Source organism: Dechloromonas hortensis (assembly GCF_009469765.1).
Taxonomy (GTDB): domain Bacteria; phylum Pseudomonadota; class Gammaproteobacteria; order Burkholderiales; family Rhodocyclaceae; genus Azonexus; species Azonexus hortensis.
In genome coordinates this window covers 85,678-111,805 of record NZ_SSSQ01000008.1, presented here as the reverse complement: position 1 = coordinate 111,805, position 26,128 = coordinate 85,678, and the positions used below count along the sequence as shown (strand labels likewise).

General features: G+C 56.6%; 18 protein-coding genes. 6 read left to right on the top strand and 12 right to left on the bottom strand.

Annotation, left to right across the window (positions count from 1 at the left end):
* Positions 1–38: 38 nt before the first annotated feature.
* The gene (locus GH663_RS13800; protein ID WP_153132298.1) at positions 39–1,685 is read left to right on the top strand and encodes a hypothetical protein; all 1,647 of its coding nucleotides are present in this window, start codon (positions 39–41) and stop codon (positions 1,683–1,685) included.
* A gap of 292 nt (positions 1,686–1,977) precedes the next feature.
* On the opposite strand, the gene GH663_RS13795 is transcribed toward GH663_RS13800, so the two are convergent.
* The 5 genes from GH663_RS13795 to GH663_RS13775 all read right to left on the bottom strand — a co-directional run bounded on the left by GH663_RS13795 (position 1,978) and on the right by GH663_RS13775 (position 10,106).
* On the bottom strand, positions 1,978–2,892 hold the full coding sequence (locus GH663_RS13795; protein ID WP_153132297.1) for a hypothetical protein: 915 nt from the start codon (positions 2,890–2,892) through the stop codon (positions 1,978–1,980).
* A gap of 235 nt (positions 2,893–3,127) precedes the next feature.
* Entirely contained in the window at positions 3,128–3,805 is a 678-nt protein-coding gene (locus tag GH663_RS13790; RefSeq protein WP_153132296.1) for a DUF2971 domain-containing protein, read from the bottom strand.
* A gap of 232 nt (positions 3,806–4,037) precedes the next feature.
* Positions 4,038–6,275, bottom strand: coding sequence for a DEAD/DEAH box helicase (locus GH663_RS13785; RefSeq protein ID WP_153132295.1), 2,238 nt, complete (start codon positions 6,273–6,275; stop codon positions 4,038–4,040).
* A complete protein-coding gene (locus GH663_RS13780) occupies positions 6,247–7,542 on the bottom strand; it encodes an ATP-binding protein (RefSeq protein ID WP_153132294.1) in 1,296 nt (431 codons plus the stop codon). The genes GH663_RS13785 and GH663_RS13780 overlap by 29 nt, the downstream gene beginning before the upstream one ends.
* A complete protein-coding gene (locus GH663_RS13775; protein ID WP_211371152.1) occupies positions 7,539–10,106 on the bottom strand; it encodes a tellurite resistance TerB family protein in 2,568 nt (855 codons plus the stop codon). The genes GH663_RS13780 and GH663_RS13775 overlap by 4 nt, the downstream gene beginning before the upstream one ends.
* A gap of 696 nt (positions 10,107–10,802) precedes the next feature.
* Between GH663_RS13775 and GH663_RS13770 the strand changes: the two genes are divergently transcribed.
* Positions 10,803–11,069 carry a hypothetical protein gene (locus tag GH663_RS13770; RefSeq protein WP_153132293.1) on the top strand — a complete coding sequence of 89 codons (267 nt, stop codon included), beginning with the start codon at positions 10,803–10,805 and terminating at the stop codon, positions 11,067–11,069.
* A gap of 462 nt (positions 11,070–11,531) precedes the next feature.
* Here the strand turns inward: GH663_RS13770 and GH663_RS13765 are convergent, their stop codons facing one another.
* Positions 11,532–12,299 carry a hypothetical protein gene (locus GH663_RS13765; RefSeq protein WP_153132292.1) on the bottom strand — a complete coding sequence of 256 codons (768 nt, stop codon included), beginning with the start codon at positions 12,297–12,299 and terminating at the stop codon, positions 11,532–11,534.
* Positions 12,300–12,849: 550 nt separating this feature from the next.
* Between GH663_RS13765 and GH663_RS13760 the strand changes: the two genes are divergently transcribed.
* The gene (locus tag GH663_RS13760) at positions 12,850–16,470 is read left to right on the top strand and encodes a hypothetical protein (RefSeq protein WP_153132291.1); all 3,621 of its coding nucleotides are present in this window, start codon (positions 12,850–12,852) and stop codon (positions 16,468–16,470) included.
* A gap of 228 nt (positions 16,471–16,698) precedes the next feature.
* Positions 16,699–19,812 carry a hypothetical protein gene (locus GH663_RS13755; protein WP_153132290.1) on the top strand — a complete coding sequence of 1,038 codons (3,114 nt, stop codon included), beginning with the start codon at positions 16,699–16,701 and terminating at the stop codon, positions 19,810–19,812.
* A gap of 103 nt (positions 19,813–19,915) precedes the next feature.
* Here the strand turns inward: GH663_RS13755 and GH663_RS13750 are convergent, their stop codons facing one another.
* A complete protein-coding gene (locus GH663_RS13750; RefSeq protein ID WP_153132289.1) occupies positions 19,916–20,341 on the bottom strand; it encodes a hypothetical protein in 426 nt (141 codons plus the stop codon).
* Between the two features lie 147 nt (positions 20,342–20,488).
* Here GH663_RS13750 and GH663_RS13745 point away from each other — a divergent pair, with 147 nt between their 5' ends.
* Positions 20,489–20,734 carry a helix-turn-helix domain-containing protein gene (locus GH663_RS13745; protein WP_153132288.1) on the top strand — a complete coding sequence of 82 codons (246 nt, stop codon included), beginning with the start codon at positions 20,489–20,491 and terminating at the stop codon, positions 20,732–20,734.
* A 482-nt stretch (positions 20,735–21,216) separates the two neighbouring features.
* Here the strand turns inward: GH663_RS13745 and GH663_RS13740 are convergent, their stop codons facing one another.
* A complete protein-coding gene (locus tag GH663_RS13740; protein WP_211371151.1) occupies positions 21,217–22,182 on the bottom strand; it encodes a transporter substrate-binding domain-containing protein in 966 nt (321 codons plus the stop codon).
* Positions 22,183–22,325: 143 nt separating this feature from the next.
* Here GH663_RS13740 and GH663_RS13735 point away from each other — a divergent pair, with 143 nt between their 5' ends.
* Positions 22,326–23,903 (top strand): tetratricopeptide repeat-containing glycosyltransferase family protein, encoded by a 1,578-nt coding sequence (locus GH663_RS13735; RefSeq protein WP_170291427.1) that lies wholly within the window; start codon positions 22,326–22,328, stop codon positions 23,901–23,903.
* A gap of 49 nt (positions 23,904–23,952) precedes the next feature.
* Here the strand turns inward: GH663_RS13735 and GH663_RS13730 are convergent, their stop codons facing one another.
* From GH663_RS13730 to GH663_RS13715, 4 genes are read right to left on the bottom strand one after another with little or no spacing between them, the layout of a single operon-like run.
* Positions 23,953–24,585 carry an LON peptidase substrate-binding domain-containing protein gene (locus tag GH663_RS13730; protein WP_153132286.1) on the bottom strand — a complete coding sequence of 211 codons (633 nt, stop codon included), beginning with the start codon at positions 24,583–24,585 and terminating at the stop codon, positions 23,953–23,955.
* The gene (locus tag GH663_RS13725; RefSeq protein WP_153132285.1) at positions 24,585–25,193 is read right to left on the bottom strand and encodes a flavin prenyltransferase UbiX; all 609 of its coding nucleotides are present in this window, start codon (positions 25,191–25,193) and stop codon (positions 24,585–24,587) included. Before GH663_RS13725 ends, GH663_RS13730 begins: the two co-directional genes overlap by 1 nt.
* Positions 25,186–25,722 (bottom strand): Gx transporter family protein, encoded by a 537-nt coding sequence (locus GH663_RS13720; protein ID WP_066883117.1) that lies wholly within the window; start codon positions 25,720–25,722, stop codon positions 25,186–25,188. The genes GH663_RS13725 and GH663_RS13720 overlap by 8 nt, the downstream gene beginning before the upstream one ends.
* Positions 25,703–26,077, bottom strand: a complete 375-nt coding sequence (locus GH663_RS13715; RefSeq protein WP_153132284.1) for a NusG domain II-containing protein — start codon at positions 26,075–26,077, stop codon at positions 25,703–25,705. The genes GH663_RS13720 and GH663_RS13715 overlap by 20 nt, the downstream gene beginning before the upstream one ends.
* Positions 26,078–26,128 lie beyond the last annotated feature (51 nt).

The following is a 26,128-nucleotide window of genomic DNA, read 5'->3' as shown; positions in this document are numbered from 1 at the left end:
TTATAAATAGCGCTGTGTGACATATGTGAAAAATTAAGATGGCAGACGAACTAACTGACTACCTTCTGGAGCAAGGGCCGCAGATGAGCGGCGACCTTGCAGCTGCTCTTGCGAAGCTGAATGGCATCTCAGCCTCGGCGGCCCGGAAGCGAATTGAGCGTCGCAGCGATTCTATTCGAGCGCTTGACCTTCAGTTTTCTCGGGGTGCCCAGTTCCTGTACGTTGCGGGTCAGTATGGAAGCCCTAGGTTCTGGCGGAAATTGGCGGAAGCCTTGGTGAAAACCAATGGTGCCTACGCAAGGGCTATATGGGCCCTGAGCGCCCGTGGGGGAGTGATTCCTTTGACCAATTTTGCGTCAGCGGCTGGCGCCTCCAGTGGGCTTCGCCAACTATCTGGCGAAGCTGTGTACGGTCGATTGGTTTCTACTGGGCTTCTACAGGAATTAGAGATACCAGGTTTGGGAGCATGCATTGCATTCGCTAAGGGGGAGACCTTTATTGACGAATTGCTTCCGCCGTTACGAGCGCGTTTGATTGCAGAAACCGTACTGTTGCAATCGGTTCAAGAGTGGGCAGCCAAACTTGGTATTGGCAGTTTCCACAGTTTCAAGCTACGTAGTGACGTACCGGGTTCTGTGCCTACCGTGGCGAGTTTCGAGTGGGATTTGTCAGCACCGTCATTCTTAGGTCCACTGGCGACTTGGAGCAATACGGATAAGCCAAAGCCAGGTTTCGTCGTCGTGGACGTTCTTCTGACTGACGAAGTTGGAGCAGACGATGTTCGCCCATTTATCTACAAATGTGTGTCATTACGCCAGTTCCGTGGGGTGGGCCGCTGCTTGCAGTTTTTCGTCGCACATAGATATTCCAAGGATGCCCTGGACATGATTCGAAGGGCTGGTATCGTGCCGGCTACCCCCGAGTCTCTCTTTGGTACCGACGTTGCCCGGGCATTGATGGATTTAGCCAGCACGCTTATTCATGCTGCGACGCACGCGGTTGCCCCCGAAAAGTTTACTGAGCTGTTTGAGAGGCTGGGCAAAGTTGAAGGGGCAGCTGGCACGCTTCGAGGTGCTCTGTTTGAGTTCGTGGTGGCGGACGTAGTCCGAAAGACGACGCCCAATGTCGACATCACTATGAACAAGATATACAGAGAGGGCGGCAAGGACGTCGCTGAGGTCGATGTGCGCGCTATTGTCAAAGACCGGGAGATTCGCTTCATTGAGTGCAAGGGACTCCTTCCTGGCAATTTGCTGAGCGACAAGGATGTGGATGATTGGCTGACTAAACGGATTCCGCTTGTGAGGAAATATACGCTTCAGAATGCAGAATACCATCGGTATAAATTGAAATTTGAGCTGTGGCTAACGGGTAAGCTATCTCCTGAGGCCGAGATGAAAATCTTGATGGCTCAGCAGACTATAGGCCCGCAAAAGTACACAATTGAAGTGTTCTACGCTGATGAGCTCGAGAAGACGGTTCGGGAAACTAATGATTCGTCACTTCTCAAGGTGGTAAGTCAGCACTTTCTAAAGCATCCGTTGGCTTTTTTGGATGATGCAGTGAACCAACTTATCAAACGGCAAATACTCAAGAATCCGTTTGGGTTCGACGGCATCCCAGAAGAAATGGGTTCGGCCTCAGGCTTACTCGGCCAAAGTCTTCCCGCCCTACCTTCTGAGTGAACTATTGTCCAATTGCATATGCACAAATAGCATAATCGGTGAGCCTGGCCAGTTATTCAAACTAAATACCCTAGTCCCATAGCGAGCGCTCCTCCAAATTTGCAGTCGACTTGCGAACAACGTCAGCCATCAGCTGGTCAATCACAATGGCATCGCAATACAGTCTGTAAGTAGAGATATTTGCGACTTCGTAGAAGTAGCCATTGAATTTTCTGTGCGCAAGAGCCTTGTTCGTAAAGTTTCCACTCTTCCCCGAAGGGGAAATTCACAAATCAACAGACCCCGTGGTGGCTCATGTTGAATTTGCCGTTTCTTGAGTTGATTTTTCTTGAAGGGCGCAGATATCACTGCTCGCGGGGCGCGCAGGCGGAAACTCCGGGAATCGTGCCCATTCGCTCTCGTTTGTCATGAAGGCTGCCACCGCTCCAGTCGTGCAGAGACGGCTGAACCAATTATGGCCAAACGAACTCTTGTAGGTCGTAATTGCAAGCGGAGAGCACCATCCAACCAGTTCCTGCATCTCGGTATGAAGCTCGCGCAGCTTTTTCACTGCTCGGCTCCAATGTGTACCGTCAGCTCCTAACCAATGGTGCTTCCAGACAGCCTCGAAATGACACACGCGATTCCGGAGGTCTTGCAAACGTTTCAGCTTCAGCACGACAACTTCTTTGTTCTTGTCAAAAGACCAGTGTCGCCTAGCTGAATGCGGGTGGTGAGAGAAGACATCATTAAAGGTTTGCGGGGCGTAGCGTTGATTTAGCTCCTCCATGACATTTGGCCAAAACCCGAAAGACAACCTAGAAACCACTAGGTCAGGTGTTGGTTGTATTGCTTTACGGATAGGTGGTGTTCCTTCAAACAGCAAATTCTCTACCTTGGTTTGCGATTTTCCTTTCAGGATAATGCTGCCGTTTGCCGCCCGGTCATACCAAGGATATGAAGTGCTGGAGTCCTTTGAGCACTGCATAGACAGGCTTTGATGGATTGCATTACGGATGACTACTTCCGCAAATCCAAGAAAAGGATGGAGGCTGGCACTTACTGCTTGCCCCCACAGGTAGGCGCCGAGCTGTCCTTGGTCGGAGGCAGGCTTAAATGCTTGGACGTATGGCTGTAGACGTGGTGATGACAGGAGCTCCAGCATCTGGGCGGTAGGGCTCGGCTCGGTAGCCGTAGTTGAGGATACTTGTTCTTGGGTACTGGTCATCTCTTTTTTGAGGCGCTATACTTGCCTTGTAAGCACTGAGGACCCCACTCCCGCACCTGTCTCAGGTACCTAAGCCGGTGAAGCCCTCAGCAGCATAAGAGTTCAACGCCACCCTCGAGGTGGCGTTGCGCTTTGTGGCGTTCGTTTTCTCGATGAAAGCCAAGATTCTATAGTCTATTTGAAAAAATAGAGTTGGGCCGTACCTGTTAGTAGAGCACTTCTCAGTGGCAGACGCCTACTTGTTAGCCTTGATTGGTTGGAGTGAGGCCGAGTGGTTGTGCGAGTAATCTTCCAAGGTGCGTAGGTTGAAAACAAACTTCCGAGGGTCAGTCTGGCACACCAGGTGCTGGACGTGGCTTGCCTGCGGATTCTCAAGGAATTTGATGGCCTCCATCACTGCTTGTCCGTCGTGGCCGTGGATGATGGCAGACAGGGCGTCAAACGGGAATGGAACGGCCACGGCCTGCTCAGAAACTAGGAACCGTTCTTTTGCGGATAGATGACGCGGCAATTCGGTGAAGCAACGCCACTCGCGCTCATACGCCCACTCCTTGTTCTTTACCAGGAGGGCATCGCGTAGATTTTTAACCGTCGGTCGTTTCGTCTGATACCGGACCTTGTAAGGCTCGTGACGCTTGAAAAACTCCGAATCGGTATCGAACTCCAGTACGACGCCTTCACCTTTCTCACCGTAATGGCCCCACATAGGCGTAGATGTTGGGGTCTCGCAAAGACATAGGACAGGAATGGCCCCAAACTCATCCGTCGGATGTGAGCCAGCGGGGCGCATGTCAAAAACGTCGTTGAACTTGTTCGATAAACGAAACCAGATAGAAGGCTTTTCGAATAGGTTCGTTGCGCCATCAGACGACAGGTACTTGTAGAGCTTTCTTGGAGCGGAAAATGGGTTCATGTTTGCCAGAACGGTATTGTGGAGTGATGTTATTGTGAATGGCTAATATTCCATTGGGAATATGTTCTTACTCAAGCGGCACAACAAGGATTTAGTGGGGCATAGCCATCAGCCGTATGAGCGGAGGCTAAGGTAATGGCTCTTTCCATGAAGTCCGGTGCGATTCAGTCTGCCTGTGTTGGGGGCGAATCCCCACTTTCGTCAGTGGTGATTGACTGTAACCCCCATCTACTCAGCGCTCCTGCATGTATAACGTTCGGGCCGTATCCCTTGCTCCCTCCAGGTCGAGGCATAACGAGGCAAATGAACGTCGTGCCATTTCATCTGGCATGGCCCAATCCCACTTCTCTCTAAGAGTGTTTTTTGCTTCCGCAAGTAACGTGACGGGGTCGAGGTCTTCAAGTTGCGAGATACCCCGAAGCGCTTCAATAACTTTGTCCTTTGAGCCCCCTGAAACGCTGATTACCAGCCCATCATTGTTAGAAGCCAACCCTCGTTGGGTCAGAAGAAGGGCCAGAGCATCGTTCACCCAGTCTCCACGCCAAGTCAGTAGTTCGACCTCGGCACCCCGCTGAGTAACCTGAGTCGTTTTTAGGTCAGCGCGTCTGTAGTGCTCACGTCCCTCTTGAAGGAGTTGCTGGGCCTCATGGTCGAGAAACGCAACAGCATCGGTCTCGGCAAGCACCTTACGCATCTCTTGGCGAATTCGGTCGTGAACCATCGAGTGGCCACTCTCGAACATAGGAGGAGCTCCTCCTTTGTAGGGAGAAACAACAATCAACTTCTTCTCGGTATCGACATCAATCACCCGCCAACGTCTTCCCGCAAAAATCACACCCTGTTGAGGCAATAGCGGCCGGCTGAGCGGGAGCGTGCCTAGCGTTTTCCCATCACATACCAAGCGGAATTCCTCTTCCGTGGCAAAGGCCGCGTAGAAGGTGTAGTGGTTAACGAGTTGCTCCCCGACCTCACCGTGGAGAAGCAGGCCCGAGCTTTCCTGGGTGAGCACGCGTAACGTTCCCAAGTGCCGCAACAAGGCAACAAAGTCGTCTTTCGATACCCCCGCGAAGGGGCCATCGGACGCGACCAAGGCCGACCAGAGCTGTGCTGCCGTAGCACCGCCTCGCTCGGCAATAATCGATAAGATTTGTTGAATCAGTGTGGAGCCATGTAGCCCGCTTACCCGCGGTGGCTCAAACCACCCAGCTATCAGCAGGCGAATCATCGCGATTGACTGGACCAGTGCTTCGCGCAGGCAATCTGAGGTGGACGAGCTTTGTTCCAGTTGAGGCTCGATGCAGTAAGCCCTGAGGATGGCAGACTCGCCTTTGCGGCGCCCTGAACGCCCCAATCGCTGCCGAAGGCTTGCAACCGAGGGCGGCTCACCAACCTGGCAGATGCTCCTGACCGAGCCAATATCGATGCCAAGCTCAAGGGTGGTTGTGCAAATCGCCGTTGCCGGTCGACTTCCCTCCTTTAGCGCTTGCTCGGCTTCTTCTCGATATTCTTTCGAAAGGCTTCCGTGATGGGCCCAGAACTCGTTTGGAACACAGTCGCGCTCGCACTTCCTTCGAAGCAGGTCCGCGAAGGTCTCAACCTTTTGCCGGCTATTCGGGAACACCAGATTGTTTGTACCCCGCAAGACCTTGTAGAGATGAGAAGCCACATCAAGAATGCTTCCATTGACGACGTCTTCGGGTTCCGGGTTTGCCAGGTCAGGCTCAAGTTCAATCCGTGGGGGCTTGACCTCATAGCCCTTCAACAGGACTTTAAGCTCCTGACCACTGACTTTCGATTCAATGAGCTCAACCTTTTCGGGGTCGGTGCTACGGAGAAAATGCGCAGCCAATCGCATATCCCCCAGGGTGGCGGACAAGCCGACACGCGGTACATGATGACCAGCTACTCGCTCCAGCCGGTGAAGCAAAGACTGGAGTTGCTTACCCCGCTCCGAGCCAATGAAGGCATGGAGTTCATCAATGACCACATAGCGAAGGTTCGCCATGAGGCCGGACATCGAGGTGCCGCGCGTCACAAACAAGGCCTCCAGCGACTCGGGGGTAATCAACAAGACCCCTTGAGGCGACTTCAGAAAGCGATGCTTTTTACTGGCGGCGACGTCCCCATGCCAACCTACAACGGGGATGTCCAGGGATTCACACAACCCAGTCAGCCGCCCCCACTGGTCATTAATCAACGCCTTGAGCGGGCTGATATAAACAACTAGGCCGGAGGTGGATGGCTGCTGAAGCAGATGGGTCAGAATGGGGAAGAAGGCGGCTTCAGTCTTTCCGGCGGCCGTGGCCGCGGCCACAATGACATCACGGTCAGCATCAATAAGGGCCGGGATGGCCCTTTCTTGAGCGTCTCTTAGTGCGGTCCAGCCTTCAGTCCATATCCATCGCTGAATTCGCTCATCGAGTCGAGCAAATCCAGACGACTCAGAGTTGGAAGCTTGCAAGCTCGTCATCATCCTCAACCGAAAGGTCGGCCGCACCGCCGTTGTCACTGGCGATTTCGGTTAAACCGATGAGTTCTCGCCAATCGACGTCAGGGTTCTGCTCAAGTACAGCAAGCAGATTGATGAATGCCGTAATCGTCGTGCGGGGGGTTCGGAAGTATGCTTCACCAAGTCGGGAGGCGCAGTGCTCCATGAATGCGGGGATAGCCTCATCAGGCAACAGGTAGCGTGCAGCATCCCCTGAGGCGTAGACATGCCTCAGCTTATGAAGCAGCACATAGAAGTCTTCCGGGGTCAGGCTGGCAAGGCGCATTACCGGCCCCGAGTAATCAACCATTCCGGCCCGGGCAAAGGTGTTCTCGGCGAGCCGCGACTGGAGCGCTGCGTAGCTGTATAGGCCCCGCCGAGTGTCCAGCAGGAATTCCGGCGTCCCCCCGAGGACAAAGCCCAGTCCTTCAGCCGAACCCTGCAGCGAATCGTTCAGTATGCGAAGAATCTGCTCGTAGTTGGAGTTTCGGGCCTGGGTGTTCGCCAGCTTGTACAGATTGACGAGTTCATCCAGGCAGACCATGAGGCCACTGTAGCCCGCCAGGCGGACGAACCGGGCCAGCAGCTTCAACTGGTCATAAACGGAGGCGTCATCGACGATGGTACGGACCCCCAGCGCCGCCCGCGCATCTGTTTTGGTCGAGAATTCTCCCCGCAGCCATCGAATGGCGTCGGTCTTGAGCTGTTCATTGCCTTCCTCGAAACCACGGCAATAGGCCGCGATGACTTCCGCAAAGTCGTAGCCATTGACCATCTCGGCAAGCTGCCCTAGGCGCTGGCGGATGACGTCCTCCGTTGTCACCCCCCCCGCTTTCGCATCGGCCTTTGCTTGCGCCACGAATTTTTCGACAACGCCAGCCAGGGCGCCGCCCTCGGGTTTGGTCCGGGTTGCCATGCTCTTCGTCAGCTCGGCATAGAGAGAGCGTGCTTGGCCACTGCTCGCATGCAACCGCCTATCGGGATTCAGGTCCGCATGCATCGTGACCAACTTCTTCTCGAGGGCAATCGCGCGAACCAGGTTCAAGAAGAATGTCTTACCCGAGCCGTACTCGCCGATAACGACACGGAAGCCTGACCCGCTATCCGCAATGCGTTCAACATCGCGCATGAGCGCCTCCAGCTCTTTGACGCGGCCAACCTGAACCAGGTGCTGGCCGGCACGAGGGACCACGCCGGCGCGTAGAGATTGGACCAGGGCGTCGCGGTCCTTGGGTCGAATGGCACTCATAGGGGTAGCTGCTCCAGAAGTTCTTGGTTAATTTCGATGGGGTCATCACCCTCGGTGAGGGGCGCTTCAAATATGTCTAGCATTGCCTCGTTGATATGCTCGAGCGCGCCGTCCAGCATCAACTCCATGTCGGCAGCAACATCACCCAGGTCCTCCCGTGCCCAGAGTGGGCGGGATACTAGGTGGCGAACAAACGACGAGTAGTCCTCGCTCAGCCCGAGTATGCTGCTTTCAGCCTTGGCCGGCTCTTCTGCAGGCAATTCCTCCTGGGGCACCGCAGCCTCGTTAAGGGTGTCATCGGTGAAAATGCCGGCGAGCAAAGCGGAAACAGCTTCTGTTTCCTTGTGCAGTTGTGCGATGCGCTCATGGTCGAGGGTAAAGCTTTGGGTTGCCCCTGCCTTTTTCGGCTCAGTCCTCGATGCGGGCACGGCGACTGCAGCGCCCTTGAGGGGCGCCTCTGGTGCAACGTGAAGGTCCGAATAAACGAGTTGCGTGTCCAAGCCCAAGGTCTTGTAGACACGCTCAAGAAACTTGACCTCTTCCGGAGAGACCAGGCCGTCTGCTTGGCAGAGGTGCGCGAGGAATTGGCCGACCGCTCGCTTGGCTTCGCCGGACAGGGGCTCCATTTTCTTCTTTAGCGAGGCCAGCGTAGGGGGCTGCTCCAACCCCAAGCGCAGACGCGCCTTGAGCCGTTTTCGGTGGGCGTCACTAAGATGTGCCCATGAGTCAACTTGCCTGCTTAAATGGAGCATTTCATGTGGCGACACCTCCCCATCGGCACGAGCGGCAGCACAGCTTAAATCCAGCGTAACGGTTGCCGCTACGTAGGTTGGTGTGAGCCGCACTGCCCCATCTTCGGGCAGCGTCGGAAACAGCACGATTTTGTCTTCGGCTTTTGGCGCCTTGGTTCCAGCGATGACATCTGGCTCGATTCCCAGATTAAGGCTCTCGAGGGCATGTGCCAGGCCTAGCATCTTGTCGCGAGACAGGGGGCCGGAGCTCTTCAGCCGGCTGGCCAGCTCCCCAAAGGGTATCAAGACCATTCCATCACCAACGCGATTCTTCAAGGCCCCCAACTCGGCACGAACCTCAGTTGGCCAAAGAGCGACAGGAAGTAGTAGTAGCGCTTCCAGGGCCAGTGCCTTGTCTGGATTACGGCCAAGATAGCGGCTGTAGGCGTCCAGCGCATCGCTGCATTTGTTTGCGAGTTTGCGCAACTCGGCGACCGGCGCTGTCACGGCCGATACGTCGGGTAATCCTGGTAGCGTGCGGGAATACTCCGCATAGCGCAGTCCAGAGGAGGCGGGCTGGTAGCTGATTTTGAGTTTCGTCCGATTGACCTTCAGGCGAAGGCCACCCCGGAGCTCATCGGTGTACTGCTGCTTGAAGAGAGTCGCGAAATGTTCGTGGCACCTAAGGGCTGGCGTCCGGAGATAGGTGTTGGGGTCGGCACGTAGCCAAGCCAGTGCCCACTCAGCAGGGACTGGTTTTTGGTCACGAGCAAATAGTCCCAACCCGATTCGAAGGCTGAGGGGCAGCTCAAACCCCCTCTCTTCCGGGAGCGCGGGCGGGGCGCCGGGGGTCTCGGGGTCGGCGGGGGCAAAGGCGAACTCCAAAAAGCGGCTGGCGTAGCCCTTAAAGGAGCGATTGTGTCCGTACGCGGCTAGCAGCCGATGTATTTCGGCCTCAATCGCAGCTAGCTCAGGGCTCCCTCTATTCTCGCCGGTCATGTCTTCGAGAACGCGGCGCTCGAGCCCGTAGAAGAACAAAAACACGTACCCGATATCAGCTGAGGGGTACTTGCGGCCGCCAGCTAGCCACAATAGGTATGCCTTCCGGGCTTCCGGGGAAATGGTTGAGTAGCTGGGCCAGTAGCCCATCTGCTTCAACGTAAGGTTGGGACTACCTGATGCCACGGGAAGGCGGGGGTTGATAAGCGAGGGGTCTGGCTCTTGGTGGCTTTTCTGCGGCCCCGTGATGTACAGCATGCCGCCGGGTATCTCAAGCCCGCCTACGGAGACTGACTCACCGGGCTGCACCCAGCGAACCCCTTTTGATAGCCCCGGAGGGGCTGCTGGAATTGGGCGGTCCGTATCTTGGTGACTGGAGATGCGGACTGCTACGAAGCCATCCGCATCGGCAACCATGCGAGGGGTGTCTTGTTTGGCAGCGGGTATGGTCATAGGTGCTGGCATAGCAGGTGTGCTGCTGGCCGCCTGCGGAGCTGGTGTCAAGGCAATAGCCGTATCAGCGACGTTGGGCTTGGCTTCGCTGAGGTCCAGTTCTACACCGTTGGCGCTCGTTTCGTTCGTCTCCACTTCTTGAGGTGCCGCGACTTTGGTGGCGTTTGCCGCCCAGGCTTTCACTCCGGGCCGGACCTGTGCATTTTGGAGGTCAGGGATTGGTTCTGGTTGTGCCTTGTTGGGTCGTTGAATCTTGATGAAGGCGTACGCCACTAGGATGAAGCCGCCGAGGAGAAACAGCACTTTTTTCGGAATAAACACGAAAGCAAAAACGACCAGAGCAGCGCCGATAAGGAGAGGGGTGTTCTTCTTTTTTGCCACGGTTAGCACATCTTCATTGGTTAGCTCCTTGTCATGGTACGGGGTGGCATTTATCTAGGCAACCGAAGAAGCTAGCACGATGCAAGACGGTGCAAATAGCAGCCAATTTCACGGTGCATATCTATTTGGAGCAATATGCGATGGACTCAAAGTCGGGAGCAGAATCCCAGATGAGTTATGCAGCGAAGGTTCCGCGGAATGCGCTCGTTAGGCATTCTGGTCGTCGACGAGACGCAGAAATTGTTCCACGGAACCGTAAGGTGCTGATGACCTATTGGGTCTCGCCATCGAATGAACTCGGCGTATTAGTCCAATTTGTGGGCAGCAGAACCGCACTCGACTTAGTAACCGGAAGCTTTCGACAGGCACGGCGCTCGAGTGCCTTAGTCTGCCGGCAGGTTGAACGGCAGGAGTTGCCCAGAAGCAGAAGTTGATGCGTTACCACCAACGCCATGGGAATCTTTCCAAAATCCGAATGGCTAATACCTGCGGAAAAGCGGCATCAGGCTGTTGTCGGCCACAACCGGACAGTGTGGGGCTCTCGATAGCGGACATCGAAGCCAATTGCCTTGCTGCACAAGGGATTTGGTATGCATAATGGATGCGTGCATGTCAGTTTTTATACGGACTCAGGGGGCCGCCTATTAACTGTTTGGCACCACAAAACCCTTACTCAGCCTTTACTTGGAGATAGAAATGCGTTTATTCCGTGTGCTTACTAATACCTTAAATGACCATAGCGTTCACGAATACATCGTCATGGCAGAGGACGAGAATCAAGCTGCCTATATTGCTCAAGGCAATGCTAAAGCCAACAATCCTTCTGATGGCTATAACACCCCCGCCCAGGCTCAGCAAAACACCCGCGTCTTAGCCGTGCAAAGTACCAATGTGCAGGATTGCATCGAGGTGCATAAGTTCCCATTAGCTATGGCCCGGCAACTTATCGGCCAGCAGTTCTAGGAGCACGTGGTGCCCAACCCGGCAGTCGAGAGGGACAACCAAAATGCTGCGCTTTTTGGTTCCCTCCGTGCTACACGCTCCGGCGGCCGGCTATGCCCAACTTTGAATGAACGTCCTCTTTTCCAAACCCTGAGCGTCGCCTTTGGGGCGAAGGCGGCCCCTGGTCACAGAGGTGATTCCGCGTTGCAAAGAGGGCTCAATTTTGCTAAAACTGGGTATCGAAAGAGGCTGGCACCTCCCTCGTTTAGTTGTTCCAGGATAGTTCGAGTTTCATCTGGAGGTCCTCCTAATGGGAGGATTGGATTGACAGAAGCGGAGCCTGAAGTTCTCAGGCAGCAGGCGCCGCCCAGTCATCTCTGAGAAAGCCCCGTACGCGGGTTTTTTTTTGTGCGTGCAGTTTTCCGCCACTCGATAGGAGTTACCCTGAATGCACTCTTTAAAGTGCTGGCGTAGGGATTTTGCCTATTGCCCGAAGTGCTCCAGAAGTGCAGTGACGGCACCGCCAACCACTTTTGCTCCCTTCTGAAGTTTCTCGGCATCGCCACAAGCCTCAACCGCGCCCTTCCAGACCTTAACGAACCCTTCCATCACCTTTTTTGCGGTGCTGGTGCCAGCGGATGCCAGAACCTCCTCCTGGAGGTGTTCCGACTCTAGTTCGCATTCTTGCAGGGTCGTACGAACTGCTTTCTGTAGCGGTCTTGCGCCGGCAATGCGCGATTGCCGCAAAGCAGTTTGCATGAGCTTGAGATGGCTCAGCAAGAATAGTCGTAAGCTCACTGACAGTTCAGAGGTCATCAGCTCAGCTTCAAGGTCAGCCATCTCAGCCAGCAGCTTGGTGACATCCTCTTGATTGACGACGTGCGCATCTTCATTGAGTTCGTAGGCGAACCACTGAAATGCCAGCAAGGTATCTTGAGCGAAGTGCTGCACAACGTTATTCCAGGTGTTGTTGAGCAGTGTCGGCGACACAGCGTTTCGAGCCCTTTCAATGTAGGGAACGACTAGCCCCTCGGGAACCCCCTTACTCAGCAGCGTAGCCTTCATTGCATTCAGCTCAGCATCAGCGGCCGCGAGCAATGAGGTTGCTTCTGCCACAATGTCATTCGTCTGAAGACTACTGGGGAGCTCGAAGGCTTCAGCCCAGACGCTTAGAACCTGAGTGTTATGTTGTCTGCCTTGGTTGTCCTGGAACAAGCGAAGAAGTCTGCTTGCTGAGTTGTTCTTTTCCATCAGATTTGTCGAAATCATGGCTAGGCTGGGGTACTGCCCTAAACAGGCCAAAAAAAGAACAATGGTATCAGCTTCCAGCCTGAACTAACCTGCCCCAATAGGTTCCGTTTCAGACCAAAATTCCAAACCTCGCCTCCTACACTTGCTATACGATTTCACACCTTACGCGACAACGCGTTTGCATAAATATGTAAGGATTCATTACCTATCGTTCGAATGCGACTGGTCAATATCAGCTACGGCCTAGCGGCACGCAGCCAAGGACTTCATGTCCTTGGGTAGCCGACACAGGTGCACGTACACGACCGAGGTCCCCTCACGGCAATTCGGCAAGGTCTGTTCGAACGAGCTGATGTTCATCACTTAGGTAGCGACGCGCAAGACCGTCAGGTCATCCAGCAACATGGCGCGCTCAATGCATTCGAGATGTTCGGAGAAGGCGGGGTTGAATACTGTTGACCCGCTCGGTTGCGGTGAACTGAGCCATTTGCCGAGATGCGGCGGCTTCGTGACGTAACATGCGTGGCTGAGAGACTAGATAGGGGGATTCGTGGTCGGATTCGAAGAGGTGCGTCCGCTCGACGGCATGTGGGCACCGCTGAAGGTGCGTATCGAGCTGAGACAGATGTTCGAGCGTTGGTTGTCGCGGTCGCGTCACTTGCGCCCTATCTTCGGACAAGATGGGATAGTCGACGAACTCAGTCTTCTCGACCTTTGCCAGCACTACCGATTGGAGTTTCAGGGTGGAGCAGAGGACGTTGCTAAGGCCTGGGACGAATCAGAGCAGCGCATTGCAGAAGGCGGCCCGACGTTCGACGACCTCACTTGTTTGGGTTGGGTGTTCTTCGACGGCGGCCGCTGGATTGTGCAGAGAACACCTCTAGGCACACTCTCGCACATTACGTACCCGAGCCCGAGCACGAAGGCCTTTTTGACGGGACTCAGCAAGGTTCGGCTCGTTGCCAAGACTGACACGACACCTCCTCACGCCAAAGCGCTTGCAGCCAGGATATTGGAAGAGAACTGGCTCGACCGGCGCCTTCCTACCAAAGACCCAGACTGGCTTGCAGGTCGGCTGTGGGAACGACTCTGCCCGAAGCCACAGTCTCTTGCTGCGGACGAAAGCGGCAATGCAAGGCAGGCAGCTATTGTTGTCGATAACGAGGTTAGTGGTTCGTCGGAATTACTAGAAGCTAATGCCGAGGCTATCGACAGAGCCTTCTTGGAGTGGTCTGCGTGGTGCAAGGTCCTCGGCGGTACAGGCAGATGGGACATTGGCTGGGGCCAGACTGAGATGCGGTATTGCCGTGAGGCGGCTCAGCGAGCCTTGAAGCGACAGACCCTTTGGGGGACTTGGGACAACGATGTTGCGCACTATACAGACGCTCTCGAAAAGGTATTTGCGATTCCGCAGGACCAACTGCGGTATGCAAGGACTCCGAGGGTAGCTCCGCCGCGGACACTGGTGTCTCGGGGCGACTGGCTAAAATGGCCCGAGGTCGAACATCTCATGATGGAGCGCCTCGGCGCAAGCACGGTCAGCTTTGCATTTGGGCTGCTTTGCTCCGAGCTTGAGAAGAGCGATATCGGGCAGAGCGTCACGGGCACAGCGGCAACGGTTCTATCGTTCGCAGCCGAACACCCGATGGCATTGCAGCAACTCCTGTTCCATGTAGATGCCGTACCTGCGCTGTTGGTGGACATGCTGATGCACCAGCGTGCTGCAGGCCTTGCTGCCAAGTTGGCCATTGAATGGCGTTCGGAGTTAGGGCGAGATAGTGACCGAAATGTGAGCCGTGAAGCCCAGACCAAGGCGTTTGCTGTCCAGGACGCGCTATCGCTCCTAGCTTACCACTTACGTGAGGGCACGCTTGACCTCGAGGAATACGCATCTTTGATTACTTGGTGCTATGCCAGCAGCGATGGCAGAGGTAGGGCCGTTGCAGATTCGAGGAGACCCATCGGGCGGCAGCTTCTCGGGGTGGTCGCAAGGGAAACGGAAGAACTTCAGTCTGCGGTGTTGCACCACCTGGTGTCCCAGATGGCCTACGAAAATAACGTACCCCGTGCGTGCTTTGCGGGAGTGCTCACCGGGCTGAACTGCCTTTCGAACGTGCCAGTTGTCGACGCGCGCCCCATCGTCGCACTGTATTCAAAGTTTGCGCACGACCTGCACCTGGAATGGACCGACGCGCCCAGCTTGTCCACAGAACTGGCCGCGCGGCTCGTCGCTACTGCACTTACACAAGCCGAATCCGACCGAGATGCGCTGTTAATCCCATTCGATATCTCAAAGCTGCTGCGAGAGACGCCGGAGGATGAAAGACCATCCTTGCATTCATCGATTGCTCGAACCCTAAGAGGGCATGTGCGGTTGCTCGCTCGCGCCGTAGCGGGTTGGCCTGACGGAGACGTACCGGCAGAGCTTTGCGACGCATTTCAAGTGCTCATTTCGCGCAGTGCCATTGAGCATGCCGAGAAAGGACGCATCGGAGCCCTCACGGACAGGTACAGCCCACTTCCCTTTCTTGCACGCGAGGACGGCTCGCCGGCACAAGACCTCGCCGCCGCATGGCGTCGGCTAGACGGCAGTCATCAGGAAGCCATGCTGCAGGCGCTTGCTCAGTCCGACGACCCGGTGCTACTTGCTGAGCTTATCCAGCACCTACCCGCGACGGCTAAACCATGCATCCAAGCGAGGTTGCGGCAGCTGAAACCAGGAGAGGCTTCAACGCTTTGGACCTGGCCCGAGATACACCACCGCATCGAGTCCTTATTGGTCGCTGGTGAGTACGGGCTTGCCCGCGAGCATCTGGATGAAGCAGCACAGCACTTGGACCGTGCTCCCCAGGAGTTCCAGCTTGGTCTTTTTGGCCTCGGGCTTCGGCTACTGTTGAAGGAGAAGAACTGGATTGCACTTGACGACATGCTCGTTCCGTCCGCACTGAATGAGTTCACAACGCGACAAGCGCAAGAGCAACTGGACTTCTATAAAGCGACCTCCCAACTGCTGCGTCCGAACGGCAATTTGGCTCGAGCTAGGGACGTACTGGAACGCCTCGCAGCGCATCCCGGTGCGGCCTCTGCATACAAGGAGAACGCCTTTGCGGTTGCCATTCAACAGATTCTGGGGACAACCCTTCATCCATTGAGCGGTGCGGACAAAGTGACCGGCGAGGGCCTACTTGCAGAAATCAATGCCGCGGTCACAACGAACGAGGGGCAAGCCAGCAGCAACTTACTTGCAAACCGTGCGCTGCTATTGCTTGCCTTGGGAAGGCCAGAGGATGCATTGGAGAGCGTGGCTGCGCGTCGTCGGGAAAAGCGAAGCCCAGACCTTGAGCACATCGTCGTACTTGCAACATCAGAGATGGGGCGCCGGGACGAGGCGATGGCGATATTGGATGCTGCAATAACCGAGTTCGGTACTGACGACCAACTGATTGCCCTCAAGAATGACCTGGAGGCTGGCATTCCAACATCCAGCGTCACATCGCCAACAGTTACCGTCGATACGATTTCACTCATTCGGGCCGCCTTGCAGCAGTTGACCGAGCTTCCACCTTCTCAGGTTGGTAACGTACTCGGCCCCCCCGGGTGCGGAGTTCGAGGCTATCTCATACGGCAAGTCTCACGTGCCGTTGCCGCGCTTCAACACATGGCGGCGATGTTGCGTGACCGGAAAAATCCAGAGGACGAGGCAAGGCTCGAGGACGACCTCAACACAGCAGTGCGAGAGGTGTTGGGAGCTTCGCTCGCAGTGGCCAAGTGGGATGTCGCTGACCAGTCGCTCGGTGGGGCAACTTCAAACGGCAATCCAGGCGAACGGGACGCCGTTATTCGAGTCTCTGGTCAGGAATTATCCATCTATGAGGCGCTCGTCTGCACCAGCCTTGACCGGACTAATCTCAAAAAACATTTCGACAAGCTATTGTCGTATGGCATCTGTGATATCTATTTCCACGTCACTTACGCGTACGCGAAGGAGGTCAAACCTCTCTTCGAATATGTCAGGCGCATGCTCGAATATGAGGCTCCTCCCGGTCTCACATACCTTGACTGCGAGCATCTAGGGCCTCCCGATAACGAGACAAGCGGATATATCGCCACCTATCTAGCCGGACACAGAGAGGTCGCAGTGGCGTTCTTGATTGCGGACCTTAAGGCCTAAACATCTATTGCACTAAAAGGGAGGGGACGAATGACAAATACCGTCGAATGGATATTCAGCCTCATACTGCAATTTGTAGTCGCCGTAATCCCGCGACGCCTATTGGGCTCGCTCTCTTGGCACGTGGGCCAATACATATATCAATGGCAAAAGTTTGCCCCAGACCTCCGAAAGAACACTTGGTTTGAGCGTCTTTTGCTTGGCGCGGCTGCGCACCCCTGGAGATTCTTGCTGGTAGCCGCCTTTCTGTGGGTATGTGTCATAGCGTCACTGCTGACCCTTGCCGAACGTTGCTCACTATCTCTCGAGCTTTGGATTAAGTCTGACCTACCAACTTACTTCGGTACTGCTTGGTCGGTCCAGGCGACTGTCGTGGCCCTGGTGTATCCGTTGGTCATATCATTTGTGGCCTTCCTGCTGCAGCGACGTGCGACTGCGAAAGTGGCGCTAACGGCCTTTTTGCTCGAGACAGGTGTCAAGCCATCGGGGACCAGTTCGTTTGCCTTACTAGTATTGATGACGCTCCAGTACCTAGCTCTGCCTTGGATGTCGATACAGCAAGTTCAGGCAGCAATGGTCGCCAATGTCGTTTGGCTGGCCATCAATCTATTCCTTACTGGGTGGTTCCTCGCTCGCACCGCCCAATACCTGCAGGACGAACGGCGAGTCCAGACATTGCAGTGGCTCACTCAGTGCATCACCCTACCAAGAGAAGTTCGGACCTTTGCCATGGGCTTGGCGCTGCAGAACGCGCAGAAACAAGGTTGGGTACCAGAGACAAACCCATCGGACGAGGGCGCCAATCCGAAAGTTCTCTTGTTCCCAATGGGAGAGGGCAGCCCAGTGATAAATCGCCTCTTCTCCACGCCGAAATTGCTCGGCGATGTTCACTTTAAACTACTTGGCTGGGCTGTCACCAGATGGATGCATGCACCACGCTCCCTCCATGGCGGGCACCCGCTTCTTGAGTTCCCTTGTACTCCGGACAATCCTGCTGAAAAACACGTGCTGTGTCGGGTACGCGATGCCGACTCACCAGACATGTTTGCCCGGGTTGCTATTCGGGGGGCGTATCGGTTCATGCGTCCGACATTGTCAGCCATGCCATTCACCTCCGTGGAGGTGATGGAAGAACTCGGCCAAGAGGCAGCATCTCAAATCGAACTCGGTCGAGAACCTGGGTTCAGGCAAGCGCTCGATGACTTGGTGGAGGTTCACACTGGGTTGCTACGTGCAGCCCGATTTCGCTTGGGCGACGACTCCTTGGACAGTGTTTGTATGCTTCGAGACCCCTATGGATGGGGGTCTCAGGTCATGTGCCACGAATGGATGGAGCCGTATCGCACCATCGCAGAGGCTGCAGTTGCGGGGCTGGAGAACGACGACCGTTTTTTTCTACGTGCCTCAGCGATTTCAGCGCGACTAGCTCGCCAGGTCGAACAACAGCCTCAGGAGATACTGGTGCCCTTGCTCCTTTCGTCAACCCTGTTGATGTATCACCTGAGTCTTTGGTGGAGTCGTCGCGTAGCGTCAGAACCGACTCTCGCAGCACATGGCCCGCACCTCTTGTCGCTTCCTCTACGAAACGTCTATCGCGATGCGGTCCAAGGCTGGGTTGGCTCCTGGGAGAGCATCCACATCACTATCGAAGAGGATACAAACTGGCGCGATGCCAAACTGTGGCAAGCTCATGTCACACGGGTCAAAGTCTACGCGGCGCACATCGACGAAACGGCTCGACTTCTTCTTGCTGCTGTAGCACGAGGTGATGCCGAGGCGGCAAGGCGTTTGGAAGACTCACTAGTCAAGTGGTGGGGTGGGCGACAATTTGAATTCGATGCGGACCGCGGTGCGCCACAAGCCGGTTGGAACCTACTGACTCTGGCGGTTGCTGACCTGAGCTGGGACGAGGTTCGGATACATATTCCTGACCTTCCGGAAGGGGCTCAATCAAAAGAAGCGGCCACTCAACTCCTTGCCGTAGTCCTGAAGAGGTACTGGACAGACATCTGCATGGTGAGCGCCATCGTTTTGCTTGAGCACGCGGCTGGTATCGAATGCGCAGAAGATTCGTTGTGTATTGAAATCGTGGGTGCCCTGATAGGAGGGCGGGGCTACGATGCAGGAGGCACTGCCGAAGTTGAGCGGTATCAAAACGCCGGTACGGCAGTAGCTCGACTCGCCCGTGCGCAATTCGCTGACCCTACCTACTCGCAACGCTTGGATAAAATCGTCGAGCGGTTCCGTGCGGACACTAGAGAGCCTATGACATCAGGGCGCATTTACTCACTGTCGGGGGCCAACGATGTCGATGCGTTGGTCCTTGGGCAAGTCATGTACTTGACGACCTTGGCGGTTGGTCGCCGTGACGACGTTCGTACATTCTCAACCCTCGTCGAGACATGGCACGAAGACCTCAGACGACTTAGCCGCATCTCGCGGCACTTCAATGGACTTGCGACCAAGCTTGGCCAGGATGACATCAAAAGGCATTCGACTACTATCGAGAAGCTGCGTGATGTCCTTGAGCGGACTGAACCATTTGAGGAGGCCGTAACGTGGGCTGCCGCTGTCTGCGAGGAGGCTGCAACGGTAGCGTCAAAGGCTCATGAGACAACCGTCAATGATGCTTTGCTCGACCAAGCTCTATTGGTGGAGTTGGCGAAGCGAGTCCACTCCTGCGTTTTCAGCAACGAAGAACAGACAGAGTTCCCCATTGCTGTGACCACGAACTACGAAGCGACTGACGATGTACTCGAGTCAGCGAGCCAACGCTTCACAAATCTTTCTAAGTTGCCGTTCACAAATCTTCCGCTCGAAGCACCAGATGAGCAGCTCATACATTGGTTCGGTGAGTACACAGCTCGCCGAGCGTTTGCTGTTGCCTTGGTCAAGATGCAGCGAACGCGCGGTATCGAGCCGGTCCGCGACGACAACGTAGATGCCTTCTACGCAGACCTCAATGCAAGGATTTCTTCAGTTACTGCCGAAGGTGGGACTCCAGTCATACTTGTGGCCTCAGGGCAACGCGCAGAGCATCTATCCCCTTATCGTTTGCCTGAAGATGGTCCGGTGCCGACGGGGTTCGTCATTCGCCCACCTGCCAGCGCGAAGCGCGGCCTGTATTCCACTGTGAATGACGTGGAGGTTTATACCGTGCCAATGAGTTCAGCTAGGTATTTGGTGCTCCACAAAGAGTGGCTACAGAGGCTGCGATTTCAAAAGCGGCAGGGCGATAGTGGAATCGCGGTCCATGCGGGAAATGAATCTCAAGGAAAGGTGGACATAACATTTGAATTTGCCTGTGAGTTTGCGGCTTTACCGACCGACACAGAGGCATAGCGTTTGCTCCCTACCCCCTAGCAATAGCTTGCTTTGGAAATCATTCAATGTTGCCACCGAAATGCCCCACACCCGGGAATCCACCTTCAGAGTTGAGCCATGCTCATCTAAATGTCCATTTGGCTGCGGATATGATTGCTTCCGCTTGAGCTACCCCATACGAAAGTATTGAAGTCGCCATATTTTGCACACTATTCAGGTTCCCACGCGCAGTAATCCTTAGCTCAAGGTGCCCTGTTGAAGTCAGACAAAGATTGGCAGGTGCTACATCGATGCACTGCTCAATACAGTTCATCAAGAAGGCTGCTTCCATGCCTACCGGTACCTTCTGAACGACAGCCACGGTATGGATGCACTCATTATTTTTCTCAAGCTGATGCTCAAGGATTTCTATGGCAGCGACCAACTCTTGCGAGGCAGTTGAATTTTTTGCCAGCACCAGAGCCGTAGCCAATTGCGTATGCCAATCCCCGTCATAAAAGAGATTGTGAAAGCGATTTGGGCGATGCCCGAACAGTTTGCGTTCCAAATCTCCCTCCTCAATGATTCCAGGCGAGCCCACCTCTGCCACTTAAAGGCATGCTCATCAGTTATGACCACTTTATGGTGGAACACTTTGGTGTGTAGATTCTAACAGAAAAGCGCCTGAAACTCGGCCGAAAACCGGTGAGCAGGCATGACACGAATTGAAGCTTTGGGAGTTGTTATACGGGAAGCGCGTACGCGTCTGAACATTTCGCAAGAGAAGTTGGCTGAATCTGCCAAACTTCACAGAAATGGATTAGGTCGCATTGAACGCAGTGAGGTTGCACTGAACCTCAATACGCTTTGGCTTATCGCTGACGCAATGGGGATGAGCGCATCCGAACTCGTGCAGAAAGCAGAAACATTGGCTGGAGACAACACAGCTGGCGCCGTATAGTCGCCGTCACCAAGGAGCTATGCCCGTAACGCTATCGGCTTCTCTGTACCCAAATTTGTGAACAGGGGTACTGAAATGAATGGGACGGTGGAAACACCGAGTCTTAGGTTTGTATGTAGTACGGTATCCATACATACATCGCCAAAGCAGTTAAAACCAATTGTTGGCAACGAACTCAGCAGTCCCAGGTCAGCCGTGTATCAGCAGTAGGGTATAAGTGGCATGCGGGACGTGGAGCCAATAGGTGTAATACGCATCTAGATGCATAGTTTGTCCGCGAGCTAGATTTGCCAATTTGAATGGTATCCAGCCCACTCACACACTGTTTGTCGTGCTGTAACCCAATATAAGGGTTCGATTCCCATCGCCCGCTCCACATCGAATTCAGGCAGGTCGTTGATCTGTAAAAGAAAAAGCCAACCTTTCTCGGTTGGCTTTTTTGTTGTCTGGTCGATATCTGCTTGCCTGCCCCTTCGTCGCACCTAAAACTCCGGCTTGTCGCTCATCGCTTTGAGATTGGCCTTGAGTTGTTTGCTCATCGGCATGCCGAGGACCACGCCTTTCGGTGGAATCGGTGATTCGAACCACTTGGCGTAGAGCCGGGCAAATTCACCTGACTTCATCAGGCGGGCGATCGTCCCATCGACCAGTTTCTTGAAGGCTGGATCATCCTTGCGCAGCATGCAGCCATAGGGCTCGACCTGTAGCGTATCGCCGACCACTTCGAGTGAAGAGGGGGCTTTCGAATTGGCGCGCAGGCCGAAAAGCAGGACATCGTCCAGTGCAAGGGCCGCAGCACGATCTTCCTCAACAATCTGGAGCGACTCGGCGTAGTCCTTCCCCGAGATAAATTGCAGGTTGAGGTTGTTGTCGGTGCTGTACTTGCGTACGACTTTTTCATTCGTGCTGCCGGCGGGAGCGACAACCGTCTTGCCGGCAAGATCGGCGTAGTTTTTTATCTTGCTGCTGGTCTTCGCCAACAGCCGCGTCCCGGTATAGAAATGGCTGATTGCAAACGAGACATCTTTGCCGCGTGCCGCCGTATTGGTCGTCGATCCGCATTCCAGATCGTAGGTGCCATCGACCAGCATCGGAATGCGGTTCTGACCCGTAACCGGGATGCGAACCACTTTGAGGTTCGGTTTCTTCAGTTTGGCTCGCACGTCATCAATGATGGCATCCGTTAAATCTACCGAGAAGCCGACGGCTCGGGTCGGACTGAGTGCATAACTGAATGGCACCGCTGCTTCACGGTAAGAGACGGTAATCTGGTTGCTGCTGGCGATTTTTTCCAGGGTCTGTGCATTGCCGGTGCCGGGTAATGAGGCAACCGAAGCAAATATCAGGGTGGCAGTGGCCAATTTATTAGAGTTCATGTCATCCTCCGCGCTCAATGATCTGAGGCCGCGATCCAATAGATAGCGACCTCGCCATTCAATGATTGTCATCTGGCTGCTTCTCTGGCTGAAGCCTTCAGGCTTTAAAGCCTTAGCGACATCATGGTTTTGTTATAGGTCAACCGGGAAGATAAGGACAGAATCGCTTGTGGCGCACCTGAATGCAGATCCCTGTTTTGGCTGGTTGATGAATGATGGATAACCCGTTCCTACAGCATGCCGAGTTGCAGTTGCTCCGCGGGGCGCCGGCCGAGGCGCTGGCGGCGGCACGGATGGGGCTGACGCTATTTGCCGATGATCCGGCGCTGCTCGAAATTGCCGCGACCTGCGCTGTGCAACTGGCTGATGACGAATTGGCGGCCACCTGCTGGCAGCGGCTGATCGAACTTGATCCGCAGGCAACCGATGCCCGCAACAGTCTGGCCCTGGCCCTTGAACGCCTGCAGCGGCCGGTCGAGGCCGAAGCCCTCTACCGTGAAGCGCTCGCCTTGTTGCCGGAGGAGGCCAGCCTGCACGCCAATCTCGGCCTGCTGCTGGAAAACCTTGGGCGGTTTGCCGAGGCGGAGCGGCATCTGCGGCGGGCTGTTGAACTGGCGCCTGATTCGGCCGCCATTCATTCCAATCTGGCCGGCTTGCTGGCCCGGCTGGGTTTGCTGGCGGAGGCAGAGGCCGCTTACCGGACGGCGCTGCACCTGCAGCCGGAATTTGCGACAGCGCATTCGAATCTAGGCGTGTTGCTGACCGATCAGGGGCGAATGGCCGAGGCCGAGGCGTCCTTTCGCGAGGCGCTGCGCTGGCAGCCGGATTATCTGCAGGGTCGGATGAATCTCGGCCAGCTATTGCTGGCGCTGGGCCGGTTTGCCGAAGGCTGGCCGCTCTACGAAGGGCGCCAGCAGGTTTATGCCGAGGCGGGGAGCGGGCCGGCCGCCTTGCCGCCGGGCTGTCCGCAATGGCAGGGCGAGCCGCTGGCCGGCAAGACGATTGTCGTGATGCCGGAGCAGGGCCTGGGCGATGAACTGCAGTTTTGCCGCTATTTGCCTTGGTTGAAGGCGCAGGGGGCGGCGCGCGTGACGCTGGTCTGCCGGCCGAGCCAGCAGGCCTTGCTGCAGACGCTGGCCGGGCCGGATGTCGTGCTCAGCCTGAGCGAGGCCAAGCCCTGTTTGAGCGAACACGATTACTGGACTTTCCTGCTCAGCCTGCCGCTGCATGCCGGAACCCGGCTGGAAACGGTGCCGGCGGCGATTCCCTATTTGGCCGCTGAGCCGCAGCGCCAGGCCCGTTTTGCACCCAGCCTGGCTGGAGCGGGCTTGCGGGTCGGCCTGGTCTGGCGTGGCAATCCGAAGCACAGCAACGATGCCGAGCGCTCGTTGCCGGGGCTGGAGGTGCTGGCGCCCTTGTGGGCGGTCAGCGGTGTCCGCTTTTTCAGTTTGCAGAAATCGGACGCAGCCTTGCCGCCGCTGCCGGCCGCCCAGCCCTTAGTCGATCTGGCGCCGCTGATCGGCGATTTTGCCGATACGGCAGCCTTGCTCAGCCAGCTCGATCTGCTGATCAGCATTGATAGTTCGGTCGCCCATCTGGCCGGAGCGCTCGGCGTGCCGTGCTGGATCTTGCTACCGGCCTGGAAGACCGACTGGCGCTGGTTGCTCGGGCGGAGCGACACGCCGTGGTACCCGCGCAGCCGCTTGTTTCGCCAGCCGCAGCGCGGCGATTGGGCGACCCCGGTAGCGGAAATGGCGGCCGCACTGGCTGCTTGGCGCGACGAGCGGGGCTGAAAAACGGCGATTTTGAGCGGTCGACCGCAGGCATTGCGGCGCTGGCGTTTCAGTCGAGCAGTTTGCGCTGGTCGAGGTACTTTTCGAGGATTTCCAGGCGGGCGATCGGGTCTTCCAGTTCGAGCAGCTTCTGCTTGGCGAGATTCTGGATCGGCAGCACTTCGGTGATCCGGTAGCCGACCCATTCGGCTTCATCGAAACGATGTGGCTCGGGTATTCGTTCGCTGCCCAGGTCATTGACTACACGGCGCAGCAGCGGGAGCAAGCGCTCACGTTCGGGGGGCAGCGGGGTGGGGCCGGTTTCGGCGATCAGTTCGACTGTGCCTTCGAGCAGGCCGCCGGGGCCGGTGTGGCTGTCGAGGATGCGAAAGCGCCGGCTGCCGACGGCCGAGATCATCAGGATGCCGAGCTGCTCCATTTCCCAGTTGCCGATGCTGGCCAGCGTGCCGACGGCGTGCGGCTCGGCGCTGCCGCCCACTTCGCTGCCGCTGGCGATCAGGCAGATGCCGAAGGGGGTGTTGTCCTTCATGCAGGCCGCCGCCATGTCGAGGTAGCGCTGCTCGAATATCTTCAGCGGTAGGATGCTGCCCGGGAAGAGCACGGTATTCAGTGGAAACAGCGGAACGTGCAGGGTTTCAACGCTGCCGCCGGACGGCGAGCGGGCGAAATCGAACCAGCCCATCAGTTTTCTCCCCAGCGTTGCATCAGCGTGTGCGGCACGCCGATCTGGTCAAGGACGCGGGCGACGACGAAATCGACGATGTCCTGGACGCTTTGCGGATGATGGTAGAAGCCCGGGCTGGGCGGCAGGATGACGGCGCCGGCCCGCGACAGGCGCAGCATGTTTTCCAGGTGGATGGCCGAGAACGGCGTTTCACGTGGAACCAGTACCAGCTTGCGGCCTTCCTTGAGGACGACGTCGGCGGCGCGTTCGATCAGGTTGTCGGCCAGGCCCTGGGCGATGGCGGCCAGCGTGCCCATCGAACAGGGGCAGACGACCATCGCATCGGGTGGGTTGGAGCCGGAGGCGACCGGGGCGAACCATTCCTCGCGGCCGAAAACGGCCAGTTTTTCGCTGTCGACCGCAGGATAGCGGGCGAGCAGCGCGGCCTTGGCCTCGCTCGGCCGCGACGGCAGTTCGAAATCCATTTCCTGGCGGGCGACGACCTGCGATGCCTGCGAATAGAGCAGTTGCACCTTGCAGCCGGCGGCGAGCAGGCATTCGAGCAGGCGCAGGCCGTAGGGCATGCCGGAGGCACCGGTCAGCGCAAGGCAGATGGTTTTAGACATGGGTCGTTTCCGCAGGCTCAGGTTCAGCCAGCAGTTTAGCCGCGATCAGGCCGTTGATGGTGCCGAAGACCAGGGCTGCGCCGGCGAAGACCGGGGTGAGCAAAAAGACGCCGTCGTGCGGAATCAGCCAGGCGCGGGCGAGCAACAACTGGCCGCCGATATGGGCGAAGGCGGCGAGGATGGAGAGGCTGACCGGGCCGAACCAGCGGGCCGGAAGATGGCGGGCCAGACCGAGCGTCAGCAGGCTGAGCGTGGTCCCGGTCAGCGACAGGAAAAAGCCGGGGGCGAGGAAGAAGCCGAGTAGCAGGCTGCCGGCCAGCACGCGCAGGCCGCTGACCCAGACCGCGGTGCCCCAGCCGTAGCGGGTGAGGACGACCAGGGTGACGATATTGGCCAGGCCCGGCTTGACGCCGGGTAGCGGCGAGGGAATGGCGGCATCGACCAGCGACAGGGCGACGGCTGCCGTCGCCAGCCAGGCGACGCGGCGGTCCTGGTCGGTGACAGCGAGTTCAATAACTGATTGAGTCATAGACCTTGGTCCGCCCGGCGATCTGCAGGCTGACGCGGTTCGGGGCGCAGATGGCGATCTCGCCCGGGCGCATCAGCCAGCCCTGGCGCACGCAGTACTGGCGCGGCCCCGGGTCGGAGACGATGCGGGCGCGGCCGGGTTCGACGGCGATCAGCGTCGTGCCGAGCGGGCCGCCGACCTCGAATTGCTTGCGGCTGCGCAGATCGACTTCGGCAAAGACCTTGCCTTCCTGGCGAATGATGGCGCGGTCGGCGAGGCCGCCTTGCCAGAAGATGGGGATGCTGCCGCCGACGGTGGCCAGCCCGGCCAGCATCATCAGCCAGTCGCCGGGGCGGATCAGGCTCAGCCAGTGCATGGTCGGCCTGATTTTTGCCGCTGGCGGCCGGTCGACCGCAGGGCTAAGCAA

Bases quoted from the DNA above. Each gene is read 5' to 3' on its own strand.
- GH663_RS13730 (WP_153132286.1), bottom strand. From the start codon at position 24,585: ATGGGCTGGTTCGATTTCGCCCGCTCGCCGTCCGGCGGCAGCGTTGAA.
- GH663_RS13765 (WP_153132292.1), bottom strand. From the start codon at position 12,299: ATGGAAAAGAACAACTCAGCAAGCAGACTTCTTCGCTTGTTCCAGGAC.
- GH663_RS13790 (WP_153132296.1), bottom strand. From the start codon at position 3,805: ATGAACCCATTTTCCGCTCCAAGAAAGCTCTACAAGTACCTGTCGTCT.
- GH663_RS13780 (WP_153132294.1), bottom strand. From the start codon at position 7,542: ATGAGTGCCATTCGACCCAAGGACCGCGACGCCCTGGTCCAATCTCTA.
- GH663_RS13800 (WP_153132298.1), top strand. From the start codon at position 39: ATGGCAGACGAACTAACTGACTACCTTCTGGAGCAAGGGCCGCAGATG.
- GH663_RS13715 (WP_153132284.1), bottom strand. From the start codon at position 26,077: ATGCACTGGCTGAGCCTGATCCGCCCCGGCGACTGGCTGATGATGCTG.
- GH663_RS13740 (WP_211371151.1), bottom strand. From the start codon at position 22,182: ATGACAATCATTGAATGGCGAGGTCGCTATCTATTGGATCGCGGCCTC.
- GH663_RS13785 (WP_153132295.1), bottom strand. From the start codon at position 6,275: ATGACGAGCTTGCAAGCTTCCAACTCTGAGTCGTCTGGATTTGCTCGA.
- GH663_RS13725 (WP_153132285.1), bottom strand. From the start codon at position 25,193: ATGTCTAAAACCATCTGCCTTGCGCTGACCGGTGCCTCCGGCATGCCC.
- GH663_RS13795 (WP_153132297.1), bottom strand. From the start codon at position 2,892: ATGACCAGTACCCAAGAACAAGTATCCTCAACTACGGCTACCGAGCCG.
- GH663_RS13720 (WP_066883117.1), bottom strand. From the start codon at position 25,722: ATGACTCAATCAGTTATTGAACTCGCTGTCACCGACCAGGACCGCCGC.
- GH663_RS13735 (WP_170291427.1), top strand. From the start codon at position 22,326: ATGGATAACCCGTTCCTACAGCATGCCGAGTTGCAGTTGCTCCGCGGG.
- GH663_RS13745 (WP_153132288.1), top strand. From the start codon at position 20,489: ATGACACGAATTGAAGCTTTGGGAGTTGTTATACGGGAAGCGCGTACG.
- GH663_RS13770 (WP_153132293.1), top strand. From the start codon at position 10,803: ATGCGTTTATTCCGTGTGCTTACTAATACCTTAAATGACCATAGCGTT.